Source organism: Peribacillus sp. NPDC046944, assembly GCF_050272735.1.
In the GTDB taxonomy this organism is placed as follows: domain Bacteria; phylum Bacillota; class Bacilli; order Bacillales; family DSM-1321; genus Peribacillus.
This window is the reverse complement of sequence record NZ_JBNNML010000002.1, coordinates 143189-156650: the sequence shown is the minus strand read 5'-3', so window position 1 is coordinate 156650 and position 13462 is coordinate 143189. Positions and strand designations below refer to the sequence as shown.

Genomic DNA, 13462 nt, shown 5'->3' with positions numbered 1-13462 from the left:
GATGAAACTTGAGGCTGCAGGGAAAACTGGAATCTGGCAGAAATTTGGTCCATTACTTGCTTTGATTCTTTTATTTATCGTAATAACCGTTTTAAACCCATCATTCATGGAACCGAGTAACATCTTGAATCTATTGCGTCAAACCTCCATTAATGCATTGATTGCGTTTGGGATGACCTTCATTATTTTGACTGGCGGAATTGATCTGTCGGTCGGCTCCATTCTAGCACTATCCAGTGCACTTATGGCTGGCATGATGGTTTCAGGATTGGACCCTATTTTAGCTATATTAGTAGGCGTTTTATTAGGTACCATAATGGGTGTGATTAATGGGATTCTTATCTCGAAAGGAAAAATGGCGCCTTTCATTGTCACATTGGCAACGATGACCATTTTCCGTGGATTAACGCTTGTGTATACAGATGGTAAGCCGATTACGGGTATTGGTGACTCTTTGATGTTCCAATTGTTTGGTAGGGGATATTTCTTTGGAATTCCTGTTCCAGCGGTTGTGATGATCATCGCTTTCATCATTCTCTGGTTCTTGCTCCATAAAACATCATTTGGACGTAAGACGTATGCAATAGGTGGAAATGAGAAGGCTTCACGTATCTCTGGAATTAAAGTGGACCGGGTCAAGGTAGCTATTTATGGGCTTGCAGGCACAATGGCAGCGCTTGCCGGTGCCATTCTAACATCTCGTTTGAATTCAGCACAGCCGACTGCCGGTCAATCCTACGAAATGGATGCCATTGCTGCCGTTGTATTAGGCGGGACAAGCCTATCAGGAGGAAAGGGCCGGATGTTCGGTACGCTAGTCGGTGTCTTGATTATCGGTACATTGAACAACGGAATGAATTTACTTGGTGTGTCCTCTTTCTACCAGCAAGTCGTAAAGGGCGCAGTTATATTGGTTGCTGTTTTACTTGATCGTAAAAAATCATAAGTAGAGGTGTATCAAAATGAAAAAGGTTCTTTCGTTATTCATGGTTCTGTCTTTAGTGGTATTAGCAGCATGTTCAATGGAATCGGGATTCAATGATAATAAAAAAGAAGTAAAAGAGTCCATGAAAGACGTGAAGGTTGGAGTCAGCATATCTACATTAAATAATCCTTTCTTCGTTGCGTTGAAAGATGGGATTGAAAAAGAAGCGAAGGCAAAAGGCATGAAAGTGTCAGTGGTCGATGCACAAGATGATACAGCGAAACAAATAAGCGGGATTGAAGATTTAATTCTTCAAAACGTCGATATACTACTCGTCAACCCTACGGATTCGGCTGCGATTTCATCAGCGGTTCAATCGGCTAATGAAGCGGGCATTCCCGTCATAACAATTGACCGTTCTTCCGAGGAAGGCGACATTGAAACGTTCATTGCTTCAGATAATGTAGCCGGCGGAGAGACAGCGGCTGAATATCTTGTTAAACAACTTGGAGAACAGGCAAAAGTTGTGGAATTAGAAGGGGTTTCTGGAGCATCTGCAACGCGTGAGCGGGGGAAAGGGTTCCATAACATCGCAGATGAGCAATTAGATGTTCTGACAAGCCAAACGGCTGAATTTGACCGTACAAAAGGGCTTAACGTTATGGAAAACATCCTGCAAGGGAAAAAAGACATCCAAGCGGTCTTTGCTCATAATGATGAAATGGCATTAGGAGCAGTAGAGGCAATCAAAGCGGCCGGAAAAGACGTCATTGTCGTTGGTTTTGATGGAAACGAGGATGCTCTAAAAGCGGTTGAAAACGGTGAATTACAAGCAACCGTTGCTCAACAACCGGTCCTTATCGGTGAAGAAGCAGTTCATGCGGCTGAAAAAGTCCTGAAAGGCGAAAAAGTGGATAGTACGATTTCTGTTCCATTGAAGCTAGTGACTAAGGAATAAAAGTGTATGTAATAAAGGAGAGTGCCGGTATTTTGTCCGGCACTCTCCTTTGTTGTGGGATGTTACAATGAAGAGGAGGCGGTCTTTGGACCGCCTCCTTCACTAGCTCTTAGAGTATTCCCTGAGTCATCATAGCGTCTGCTACTTTAAGGAATCCTGCAATGTTGGCACCGACAACTAAGTTGCCTGGAACACCATATGCTTCAGCTGCTTCTATACTATTTTTGTAAATATTTTTCATGATGCCATGCAGTTTTTCGTCGACTTCTTCAAACGTCCAAGGCATTCTGGCACTATTTTGTGCCATTTCAAGGGCTGAAACAGCTACGCCACCTGCATTGGCAGCTTTAGCTGGACCAAAGAGGACACCATTGTTAAGGAATACGTCAATCGCTTCAAGGGTAGAAGGCATGTTAGCACCTTCGCCGACCGCTTTTACATTGTTTTTGATCAGCAGTTTTGCTGCATCTTCATCAATTTCATTCTGTGTTGCACAAGGAAGGGCGATGTCGCATGGGATAGACCAAATTCCGTAACTGCCTTCAGTGTATTCCGCTTCAGGATGAACACTAACATAATCACATAGGCGTTTCCGTTCTACTTCTTTTAGTCGCTTAATCGTATCTAGGTTTAGACCGTTTTTATCATAAATGTATCCATTGGAATCACTGCAAGCGACTACTCTGGCACCTAATTGTGTTGCTTTTTCAATCGCATAGATGGAAACATTACCAGATCCCGAGATGACAACAGTACTGCCGTTGAATTGTAGTCCTTTATCTTTTAGCATTTCTTCAACGAAGTAAACCGTTCCATAGCCGGTTGCTTCTGTACGTGCTAGACTGCCTCCGTAACTAATGCCTTTACCGGTTAAAACGCCGGCATGGTAGCTTCCCTGCATTTTCTTATACTGACCGAACAGATACCCGATCTCTCTGGCTCCCACTCCGATATCCCCAGCCGGTACGTCGGTGTCTGGTCCTATATGTAATCCAAGTTCTGACATGAAGCTTTGGCAGAAACGCATGATTTCACCATCTGATTTTCCTTTTGGATCAAAGTCGGCGCCACCTTTACCTCCGCCGATCGGTTGACCTGTTAAAGAGTTTTTAAAGATTTGTTCAAATCCTAGAAACTTGATGATGCTTGCATTTACCGTTGGATGGAAACGTAGGCCGCCTTTATAGGGTCCGATTGCGTTATTGAATTGTACGCGGAAACCTCGATTCACGTGTACATTACCTAGGTCATCGACCCAAGGGACACGGAAGGTGATCATTCTCTCTGGTTCAACGATCCGCTCTAGTATCCCGTTTTTCATATAATCCGGATGTTGTGCAAATACCGGTACCAACGAAAGGAAGATTTCCTTTACAGCTTGTTGGAATTCACTTTCGTGGGGATTGCGTTCTTTCACTTTTGCATATACGTCGCTTACGTATTCTTTTGCAACTTGCAATTCATCTTGCTGGATTTCTTGGGATGTTATCATCTTCATTTAGCTCCCTTTTTTTTGTTATTTAGTAAAATAATTATAAGTAGTATTATCGATGGGTTCTTATGTGATAGTTTCATGATATAATTTAAATTCTAAAAGAACAATCTGAATATTAGATAAATTACATGCTGTTTTGATATGAAAGAAGGAACCAACATTGGAATTAAGACAAATCGAGTACTTCATTGAAGTGGCAAAACGAGAACATATGACTGAAGCAGCCGTGGCGTTGCATGTGGCCCAATCTGCGGTTAGTCGTCAAATATATAATTTAGAAGAAGAACTGGGTGTGCAGTTATTTATCCGTGAAGGACGGAAAATCAAGCTGACCCCCATAGGAAATACCTTTCTCATACATATGCAGAAGGCAGTCGACATGATTGAACGGGCAAAACGGGAGATGGCTGAAAGCTTGGATCCGGAAAAGGGAACGATTCGGATCGGTTTTCCGAGTAGTTTAGCTTCCTATATATTGCCAAAGGTCATTTCTGACTTCAGGGAAATATACCCGCAAGCTAAATTCACATTAAAACAAGGATCCTATCGCTACTTAATAGATTCTGTAATAAAAGGAAATATCAATATGGCCTTGATAGGTCCGTTACCACCGAATGAAAAGAAAATTCATGGAGAAACGTTATTTATTGAACAGCTAGTTGCCCTTCTATCGGAAAATCATCCATTGGCAAAGAGGAAGTCCATCAAGTTAAATGAATTACAGGGAAACCCATTCATTGTCTACCCTAAGGGATATGTTCTGCGGGAACTGGTCATGAAGGCGTGTAAGCTTAACGGCTTTGAGCCGGAGGTTGCCTTCGAAGGGAAAGACACCGATGCTATTAAAGGGTTGGTGGCAGCCGGGCTTGGCGTCACGCTGATACCTGAAATTTCTTTGATTGATAGCCTGCCTCGCTTCACGGTGAGATTGCCTTTAGAGGAACCTTCCGTAACACGTGCAGTTGGTGTTATCATTCCTACTGAAAGAGAATTAATGCCAACGGAAAAGTTATTTTATAAATTTCTTAGAGAAACCTTTGCTACCCTTGAAGGCTTTCAATAGTAGGAAAGGTAAGGACATAAACCTAAAAAAGGAGAATCCGCTGTAAAGTGGTTCTCTTTTTTGTTAGGAAAGAAAAAATCGTCTATTATAGTGAAATAACTAAGAAATCGGAGGAGTGAAGGGATTGATTATATGGATAATTTAACCATAAACCTTGTGCCAAATAGTCATGAAGATAATAAGTGGAAGCGAAATGGTTAGCGCTAAATGAAGAAATCATTCCTTTTTGTAAGCGTTTTTATTTTATTAGAATATAAATCCTGTTTACATTGTCAGAATATTCGTGTTACTATACGAACAAGCTCAATTAATGAAGGAGAAAATCAATTGTCTAACCTCTATCTTACGATGGATAGTTTGGGGTATATTCTACCTTTTATATAGGCTTAGCGTAGTCAGTTTTTTATTTGATATTTAATATTAGAATATTTAAAAAATAGGAGTGGAATCCAGTGAGCAGAAAAGAATACATCACAGAACGAATGTATAAGGCTTCAACGGGAATCGCTAATGCTGTATTGGTAACATTAGGGATCGGTTTATTGTTTGAATCAATAGGAGGGTATTTAGACTGGGAAGTCTTCCTTGCAATCGGCGGGGCTACTAAGGTCTTGTTGGCACCAGCTTTAGGAGCTGGAATAGCATACCAACTCGGGGGTAATTCGTTGGTCATCTTTAGTGCGATGGCTTCAAGTGCGGTCGGTGGAGCTGCAATTAACCGAACGGCAGAGGGGGCTTTTACGATTGTCACCGGTCAGCCGATCAGTGCTGTTCTGGCTGCATTGATTGCCACGTATGTCGGTAAACGTTTGATAGGGAAAACCAAGTTGGATATCATGGCCATCCCGTTGGCTGCTGTCCTTGTCGGAGGGGTGTCAGGTTATGGACTTGCGCTTGTTACGACACCGTTACTGACTTGGTTAAGCGGTCAAATTACCGCCGCTGTTTCCGGTTCTCCTTTAATTGGTTCCATGGTCATTGCGTTAGTCTTTAGCATTTTATTGATGACACCGGCTTCTTCCGCTGCTTTAGCAATTGCGCTCCAGTTGGATCCCGTTTCTAGTGCGGCAGCGTTAATTGGGTGCACTGTTCAGTTTGTTGGCTTTACTGTCATGTCTTATAAAGATAATGATATGGGCGGTTTTCTAGCCCAGATGGTCGTGACTCCAAAGGTTCAATTTCCCAACTTAATAAAGAATCCGTTATACGTCATTCCGCCATTCGTGGCAGCTATTGTCTGTGCTCCAATTGCCACGATGGTCTTTGATTTTCAAGTGTCTTATGAGCTTGGAGGAATGGGGCTAAGCTCCTTAATCGCTCCGATTGCCGTACTGACGGGTCAAGGGTTGTATACGTTTCTTATCTATGTGGCAGTAGGGATGGTGCTGCCCGCCTTAATTACCATCGTTTTACACCGGGCCTTGAAAGTGATGGGGAAAGCCCATGCCGGGGACCTTCACTTGAAAATCTCATGAATCGATAGAGTTTTAGAAACCAGCTTGGTCAGGGAACCAAGCTGGTTTTTATTTATGTGGGGATTAGGGTAAAATGGGGAGGAAAGCAATACCAAAGATAGGATGATATATTTGATAAAAGAAATAGATGTAAAAGTTAAAACTAAATTCGTAAGTAAAATCGCAAAAGGCTATCCTCTGATTGCCAAGGAGGCGATTGGCAACCTCAATGACCTTCAGGAAGAAGGATGCTTGTTGCGATTGGTCGACGAAAACAATCGCTTTCTTGCCAAGGGCTATTATGGAAGACAGAATAAAGGCTATGGATGGGTGTTGACGCACAAAGAGGGCGAAAACATTGACCAGGAGTTTTTCAATCAAAAAATCCAGGCTGCTTATGACTATCGAAAGCCTTTCTTCAAAGATAACGAAACGACGGCATTCCGCTTCTTCAATGGTGAGGGAGATGGAGTTGGTGGGATAATCATTGATCACTACGAGGGCAACTATGTCATCAACTGGTATAGCAAGGGAATCTATTCATTTAAAGACTATATTATTAAAGCCTTGCAGAATACGGTCAATGTCAAATCCATCTATCAGAAGAAACGCTTTGATACAAAGGGACAATATGTAGAGGAAGATGACTTTGTCATGGGTGTGCAGCCGGAATTTCCACTTATCGTCAAGGAAAATGGTGTTCAATTTGCGGTTTACCTGAACGATGGAGCAATGGTAGGCGTTTTCCTCGATCAACGTGATGTTAGAAGGACCATCAGGGATAAGTATGCAAAAGGGAAAACTGTCTTGAATATGTTCTCTTACACCGGTGCCTTCTCTGTATTTGCAGCTTTAGGCGGTGCCATTAAAACGACAAGTGTGGACTTGGCTAACCGCAGTTTGCCTAAAACGATTGAACAATTTAACGTGAATGGAATTGATCCAGAAGCGCAGAACATCGTCGTAATGGATGTATTTAATTACTTTAAGTATGCGATGAAGAAAGCTCTGAAATTTGATATAGTCATCCTGGATCCGCCGAGTTTTGCCAAATCAAAGAAGTTTACCTTTAGTGCTGGTAAAGACTATACGAACTTATTGAAAGATGCTATTGCCATTACAGAGGACAATGGAGTGATTATTGCATCTACGAACTGTAGCACCTTTGATATGAAAAAATTCAAAAGCTTCATTGACGCGGCATTTAGAGAAATGAATGGAAAATATGAATTGATGGAAGAGTTCACGCTCCCCACCGATTTTAGAACAAATTCGAACTTCAAAGAGGGCAATTATTTAAAAGTGGCATTTATCAAGAAAATCAAAGGATGAAATCCCTATGTAGGTATGCAACGGTCTGGAATAAGACTGTGCATACCTTTTTTATGTATCGAATAGGAATGAAATTAGTCGTATATAGTCGGTTCATCATACTTTCTGTTTATCAATGAAGGATAAGCATATTTTGGCCGAATGCTAGAAGCGATGAAGAATTGAGCTGTATAGTAGGTAAGCATGATCAGGGGACCGGCAAAGGTAATATCTTCGACGAATTTATTCCAGGATAAAATGGAGTCTGAAATGACAAACAGCAAACCACCGATAATGGCGGCTGCCTTCCCAGTCATGAATGCGGTCCAGCCCATGATGGAAATCACGGTTATATAGCAAATGACGGGAATGATCAAACTGCTCTCCCCCTTCTCAGTCAAAGAAAGAACTATTTCCCGGCCAATCCAAGTGGAATAGACCCCAATGGGAAGAATGCTTGCCATGCGCAGCCATGAAAAATTCCACTGGTTCAAGAATGCGGCAATATAGAAGATGTGTCCAATCAAGAAAGCCGTTAGGCCAATAACAAACCAGATTAATAAGCCGTCACCTAGCATGCAAAAGAATAGACCAAGTAATACAAGTTGTTGATAGCGGGTCATACGATCCATATTTTTGGTGTAGGCATAAAACAGGATCAATATCATGGGGATAATCTTGAATAGAATCTTTATAGCTAACGGTTCTTCAGGTATGAAAAATATATAGAGTAAGCCCATGATAAGAATTCCAGCAGGCAGCCACTTATTCAATATTCTACCCCTCCTCGCGTTCTTTCTCCTTTAATTCGATTTAAGGAAGGGAAAATCCTTTTCTGCTGAAAACTTGTTAGAAGACAATTAAGGAATAAAAAAATAGACTCCAAATCTCTTGGAGTCTATTTCATACGAAGCTTATATAGTAGGATCCTCTTTTACAAAGGCCTGTTTTACCCAGTTCTTACCCTCGACAAGCCGTGTGACAAGCATAGCGCACACGGTATTCCCTGTTGAGTTTAGAAGTGTAGCGGGTGCATCGATAATGGTAGAGATGACAGCAATAATTGGTAAGACTTCGATAGGGAAGCCAAACACGCTTAGAATCAACATTTCCCCAATCATGCCACCTCCAGGAATGGCGCCCATGACCGCACCGACTAAAAAGGCCACGGCAAGGATGCTTAGAATGCTGGAAATACTCGTCATATCTTTGCCGAATAGGGTGAAAAGGAAAACAATCTTCAAGACACCACCAAATACAGAACCATCTTTATGTGTGTTGGCCCCAAGTGGGATGATTGTTTCGGCAATATCCTTTGGTACACCCATTTTTCGGACGTATTCCAAGTTGACTGGAATCGAAGCCGCACTCGAGCAGGTAGCGATGGCTGTAATGGAAGGCGTGAATGCGTTTTTCCAGAACAATTTAATACCCTCTTTGCCACCAGCAAGAAAGGCATATAGAGTGAAGAACCCAAAATAATAGATCACGGTCAAAATGAGATAAAGAACGAATGTGCGTGCATAGCCTTCTAAAATTTGTGGTCCAAGCTGACCGATGATGGAAGCGAAGTAAGCGCCTAGACCAATCGGTGCATAATACATGACAATTTTAACGACTTTCATCATCACAGCCGTACCAGCTGATAAAAACACAGTAATCGGTTTGGCTTTTTCGCCGACTAATGCGGTGGAAAGTCCAATTAAAACAGAGAAGACAATTAACTGTAGCATATTGCTTCTTGAGAACAGTTCGGGAAAGTCGGAGACCGTAACCGTTTGAACGAGCTGGCTAAGTAATGAAACCTCTTCAACAGGCTCCTGTGAACCACCATTTTCCATTAGTTCTTTAATCGCAGTGGTATCTGTGCCTTCCAATGGATTGATGATAGTTGTCCCAACGAAGCCAATTACGGCAGCCAGCGCAGCTGTTGCTAAGAAAACGAAGACGATGCTGCCCATGATTTTCCCTAGACGATTCATCCCATTCATATTGGCGATGGCCGAAGAGATACTGAAAAATACCAGTGGCACAATTATTGTGAACATTAAATTTAGAAATAAGTCCCCCAGCGGCTGGATGATGGAGGTCTTCTCTCCAAATATCAGACCAGCTATACCGCCAATAATAATTGCCGTCAGCAATATTAGTGAGGATCGATAGTTTTTAAAGAAGCTTTTCATGAAATATTCCTTCCTTTCAGGATGTGGCTAACAATAATTACACGCTCAATTATCAGCTTTAGAGCGTAGTTTGACAATAATTAATTAAAGGAAGTTTAGTTAAAAGAATAATCAGATAAAAATAGTGCGGTGAGTTAGCAGTTGGCATTTGAGAAATCTCTCATGTGTTATGTAACAATAAATATCAGAATCTTTGTGAAAATATGTAGGCCTAGGGGGCAATTTGGTTGACCATGTACGGATTAGAAAAGGTGAATTCGATAAAACACTGAAATAGCAAGGAGATATGTTCCATTGGCCAACGAGGTGGATATGCCTGTTACCAAGTACCGTGGATGTTGGGGCAGTTGAAAGTAGTGGGATTCCAGTCTTTAAGAACCAGCCCTTGCAGGATGTAGAAGGCTTGATGAGGTTACTAGGTGGAAAAGGGGGTACCCTTCGATTAGCGTAATGAGGAATATAAATAATAGGGAGAGATTTGTTAGAATAATCGGCTTATTTAGGAAGGGTTAGCTATATCCTTTTTTCGAAAATTAGGCTATCATGGAATGAATTTGGAAGGGTTAGTTTTTACTTATAAAGCAAGCATTTCCTATATAGGAAGTAATGGAGAGGATACGATGGAAAGTCAGTTTCAGACGAATGAAATTATAGATGTTTGTTTGCTTGCAGGGAAAATCATGCTCCAAAACGGGGCGGAAACCTCCAGGGTGGAAGATACGATGGTTAGGATAGCGGCCGCTTTTGGTTGTGATGAATCGCATAGCTTTTCAACGCCGACAGGAATTATCTTCTCCTTGGATGGGGAACACCCCGCCTCTAAGCTAATCAGGGTTTCCCAAAGGTCCACTGATTTACACAAGGTGACGTTAGTGAACAGCATTTCCCGTAGCATATCAAGTCGGGAAATGACGCCACAGCAAGCTTATTCCCGTCTGAAGGAAATAGAAAAGGAAGGCATGGGGTATTCCGTGTGGGTACAGATTTTTGCAGCCTTCATATCAAGTGGTTGTTTTTTAATTATGTTCCAAGGACAGTGGAGTGATTTTATCTGGTCGTGTATCGCCGGAGGGTTAGGGTTTTCTTGCCTGCTGTATTTGCATTGGTTATTGGAGGTCCGTTTTTTTGCCGAGTTTATCGCTTCGTTAGTTGTGGGCATGGCCGCCATGTTATTTGTGCAATTAGGTTTGGGTAGTCAGTTGGATAAGATCATTATTGGAGCCGTGATGCCACTTGTGCCGGGATTATTAATTACGAATGCAGCAAGGGATTTAATTGCAGGGCATTTAGTTTCAGGGCTGTCCAAAGGAGCAGATGCAGGTTTGACCGCCTTGGCCATTGGTACTGGGATTGCGGTTGCCTTTGTTTTCCTATGATGTTGGGGAGGTAGAAAAATGATTGCACAGTTAATTACAAGTTTTATTGCCTCTGCTGCATTTGGAGTCATTTTCAATGTGCCAAAAAAATCGTTGATTCAATGTGGTACGGTTGGAATGGTAGGTTGGTTTCTCTATTATTATCTGGTCGAAAATGAGATAAATAGCATTGCTGCTACATTGGCAGCGGCATTCCTCGTAGCAGTTATCAGCCAATATTTTGCGAAGAGGTATAAAACACCGATTACAATCTTTAATGTGTCAGGGATTATCCCACTCGTACCTGGGGGACTATCCTATGATGCGATGAAGCATTTTGTGGAAAATGATTTCAATATGGCCGTCCAGCTGGCAGCAAAAGCATTTATGCTAGCAGGGGCGATTGCCATGGGTTTGATTTTTGCTGAGGTTATGAATCAATTAGTGAATAAATACAATAAAAGAAAATTAAAGAGGCTAAATAAGATATAGAAATAGCTGGAATGTTACCAAATAGGAAAAGAGGGGAAAAATGATCCCCCTCTTTTCCTATTTGGGTTAAATTGAATCCTTCATCCCCGTATTAGCCTTGACTAATATTTCATCATATTTCTTGGCATCCGCTTTTTTACTGGACAACAAGGTTCCTACGATTGCAGCGATAAAGCCAATCGGGATGGAGATGATTCCTGGATTTTCAAGAGGAAAGAGCGGATTCCCTACAAAGATAGCATTCCCATCCGGAGACCAGACATTCGGGCTTAAGAACACGAGCAACAGGGAGCTGACTAGGCCGACAAGCATGCCTGTGACTGCTCCGGCTGTGTTGAAGCGTTTCCAGAATACCGTAAAGAGAATGATGGGAAGATTGGCGCTAGCGGCAACGGCAAAGGCAAGGGATACAAGGAAGGCAACATTCATATTTTGGGCAAATAGAGCAAGGATGATGGAAAGGATGGACACACCGATGGATGCCCAACGAGCGGCTACGACTTGTTCTTTATCAGTGGCTTCACCTTTACGAATGATATGACCATAAAAATCATGGGCAAAGGCGGAGGCGGCAGATAGAACAAGACCGGCCACAACCGCTAAGATGGTAGCAAAAGCAACGGCTGATACAAAGGCGAAAAGGAAATCTCCGCCTAGGGCTTCAGCAAGCAAGGGAGCAGCCATATTGCCAGCAGAATTCGCTCCAACGATTTTGTCATATCCTACGAAGGCTGCTGCCCCGAATCCAAGGAATATGGTCATGATATAGAAAATTCCAATGATCCATGTAGCATAGACCACGGACTTTCGCGCAGTGATGGCATCTTTCACTGTAAAGAATCGAATGAGTATATGCGGAAGTCCAGCCGTTCCTAGCACGAGGGCCAGATTGAGTGATAAAGTGTCCAATGGATCCTTAAACTTGTTTCCTGGGTTCAGGAAATCACCTCCGAGAGGAGTGGCTGTTTTCATCTGCCGGAACATCTCCAACACACTGAAGTCGAATTTTGCCAGTACGATAATGGAGATGATGAATGTCCCGGCCATCAATAAAACGGCTTTGACGATTTGCACCCAGCTAGTTGCGGTCATCCCACCAAATACGACGTATACGGTCATTAAAACCCCAACAATGATAACGGAGTATAAGTAATCGATTCCAAGTAATAATTTTATGAGGGCGCCTGCACCGACAAGTTGGGCAATCATATAAAAGGTAGAAATGGAAATCGTATTTAAAGCAGCCACGCCGCGTACCTTCTTTTCATTGAAGCGTGCAGCAATCATGTCGGCAAGAGTGTATTTCCCAAGATTACGAAGGGGCTCGGCTACAATATAGAGTACGACGAGGTAAGCGACTAGAAAACCGATGCTATAGAAGAACCCATCGAATCCAGAGAGTGCGACCATCCCCGCAATTCCCAGAAATGAAGCGGCGGACATATAGTCCCCGGCTATTGCCCAGCCATTTTGCCAACCGGTTAGACTGCTATCCGCCGTATAGAAGTCAGCTGTCGTTTTGGTGCGGCGTGAGGCAAAGAAGGTTATGACCAAGGTTAGACCGACTATGAGAAGAAATAAGACAAAAGCAAGTACATTCATGCCCTCTTCACCCCCTTCCTTTCGCTTCTTTTATAATATGTTCGACAAGCTTGTCGAAAGTTGCAGCCTTTTTGGAGTAAAGCACACATAGGGTCCATGTCATGATGAATTGTGCGAAGGCAAGCATCCAGGCCCAACTGATAGCGCCGAAAGCATTTGAATTCAGGACTGTAGAATAGGAAGTGAGAATGGGTAAGGAGAAATAAAAGACCATGAAAAAGATGGAAAGTGGAACGATGAACTTACGTTTTTTTCTAAGGAGATCTTGAAATGATGGTGATTGGACAATTTCGGTGTAATTTTTGGAAGCGCTTACTTTTTGATCTTCAGCCATTGATTCATTTGATGGCAATGTGGTTCCCCCTTTATAAATCAATATAATTTACCTAGTGGAGCCCGATAACACTCTCAGTATATATTTATTAGAATATTTTGTAAATTTAATTTTAAAAAAATCCCCTTTTTTTGTTCGACATAGAATTTAGTAAAGCGAAGAAAAGAAATCTTCGTTCATTTGTTACATATAAAGGCAGCCATCATTAAGGAAAAGTTAAGCTTCTTTCGTAATACTGATTTCATTATACATCTTTAAAAAAGCAGGATGATGTTGTCAGGTTTTCTTTT

General features: G+C 42.1%; 12 protein-coding genes. 7 read left to right on the top strand and 5 right to left on the bottom strand.

Annotated elements, in window-relative coordinates; translation table 11 throughout:
* Nucleotide 1: 1 nt before the first annotated feature.
* Nucleotides 2–946 carry an ABC transporter permease gene (locus ACQKIC_RS03760; protein WP_402870036.1) on the top strand — a complete coding sequence of 315 codons (945 nt, stop codon included), beginning with the start codon at nucleotides 2–4 and terminating at the stop codon, nucleotides 944–946.
* Nucleotides 947–962: 16 nt separating this feature from the next.
* Nucleotides 963–1883 carry a ribose ABC transporter substrate-binding protein RbsB gene (rbsB, locus tag ACQKIC_RS03755; RefSeq protein ID WP_402870039.1) on the top strand — a complete coding sequence of 307 codons (921 nt, stop codon included), beginning with the start codon at nucleotides 963–965 and terminating at the stop codon, nucleotides 1881–1883.
* A 109-nt stretch (nucleotides 1884–1992) separates the two neighbouring features.
* Here the strand turns inward: rbsB and gdhA are convergent, their stop codons facing one another.
* Nucleotides 1993–3375 (bottom strand): NADP-specific glutamate dehydrogenase, encoded by a 1383-nt coding sequence (gdhA, locus tag ACQKIC_RS03750; protein ID WP_402870042.1) that lies wholly within the window; start codon nucleotides 3373–3375, stop codon nucleotides 1993–1995.
* Nucleotides 3376–3538: 163 nt separating this feature from the next.
* On the opposite strand from gdhA, the gene ACQKIC_RS03745 reads away from it, so the two are divergent.
* The 3 genes from ACQKIC_RS03745 (at nucleotide 3539) to ACQKIC_RS03735 (ending at nucleotide 7227) form a co-directional block, all read left to right on the top strand.
* Nucleotides 3539–4441 (top strand): LysR family transcriptional regulator, encoded by a 903-nt coding sequence (locus tag ACQKIC_RS03745; protein ID WP_402870044.1) that lies wholly within the window; start codon nucleotides 3539–3541, stop codon nucleotides 4439–4441.
* A 482-nt stretch (nucleotides 4442–4923) separates the two neighbouring features.
* The gene (locus tag ACQKIC_RS03740) at nucleotides 4924–5916 is read left to right on the top strand and encodes a PTS transporter subunit IIC (RefSeq protein ID WP_402871292.1); all 993 of its coding nucleotides are present in this window, start codon (nucleotides 4924–4926) and stop codon (nucleotides 5914–5916) included.
* A 102-nt stretch (nucleotides 5917–6018) separates the two neighbouring features.
* Complete coding sequence (locus tag ACQKIC_RS03735; protein ID WP_402991156.1) at nucleotides 6019–7227, top strand: class I SAM-dependent rRNA methyltransferase; 1209 nt, start codon at nucleotides 6019–6021, stop codon at nucleotides 7225–7227.
* Between the two features lie 74 nt (nucleotides 7228–7301).
* On the opposite strand, the gene ACQKIC_RS03730 is transcribed toward ACQKIC_RS03735, so the two are convergent.
* Together ACQKIC_RS03730 and ACQKIC_RS03725 are read right to left on the bottom strand one after the other, a co-directional pair.
* On the bottom strand, nucleotides 7302–7979 hold the full coding sequence (locus ACQKIC_RS03730) for a lysoplasmalogenase (RefSeq protein ID WP_402870050.1): 678 nt from the start codon (nucleotides 7977–7979) through the stop codon (nucleotides 7302–7304).
* A 141-nt stretch (nucleotides 7980–8120) separates the two neighbouring features.
* Nucleotides 8121–9389, bottom strand: coding sequence for a dicarboxylate/amino acid:cation symporter (locus tag ACQKIC_RS03725; RefSeq protein ID WP_402870052.1), 1269 nt, complete (start codon nucleotides 9387–9389; stop codon nucleotides 8121–8123).
* Between the two features lie 620 nt (nucleotides 9390–10009).
* On the opposite strand from ACQKIC_RS03725, the gene ACQKIC_RS03720 reads away from it, so the two are divergent.
* Together ACQKIC_RS03720 and ACQKIC_RS03715 are read left to right on the top strand one after the other, a co-directional pair.
* Nucleotides 10010–10765: a threonine/serine exporter family protein gene (locus ACQKIC_RS03720; protein ID WP_403124219.1), complete on the top strand. Its 756-nt coding sequence runs from the start codon at nucleotides 10010–10012 to the stop codon at nucleotides 10763–10765.
* A gap of 18 nt (nucleotides 10766–10783) precedes the next feature.
* Complete coding sequence (locus ACQKIC_RS03715; protein ID WP_402870056.1) at nucleotides 10784–11236, top strand: threonine/serine exporter family protein; 453 nt, start codon at nucleotides 10784–10786, stop codon at nucleotides 11234–11236.
* 66 nt (nucleotides 11237–11302) lie between these two features.
* Here ACQKIC_RS03715 and ACQKIC_RS03710 read toward each other — a convergent pair whose 3' ends face one another.
* Together ACQKIC_RS03710 and ACQKIC_RS03705 are read right to left on the bottom strand one after the other, a co-directional pair.
* Nucleotides 11303–12838 (bottom strand): solute symporter family protein, encoded by a 1536-nt coding sequence (locus tag ACQKIC_RS03710; RefSeq protein ID WP_427591674.1) that lies wholly within the window; start codon nucleotides 12836–12838, stop codon nucleotides 11303–11305.
* A gap of 7 nt (nucleotides 12839–12845) precedes the next feature.
* On the bottom strand, nucleotides 12846–13172 hold the full coding sequence (locus ACQKIC_RS03705) for a DUF485 domain-containing protein (protein WP_427591719.1): 327 nt from the start codon (nucleotides 13170–13172) through the stop codon (nucleotides 12846–12848).
* Nucleotides 13173–13462: the final 290 nt, after the last annotated feature.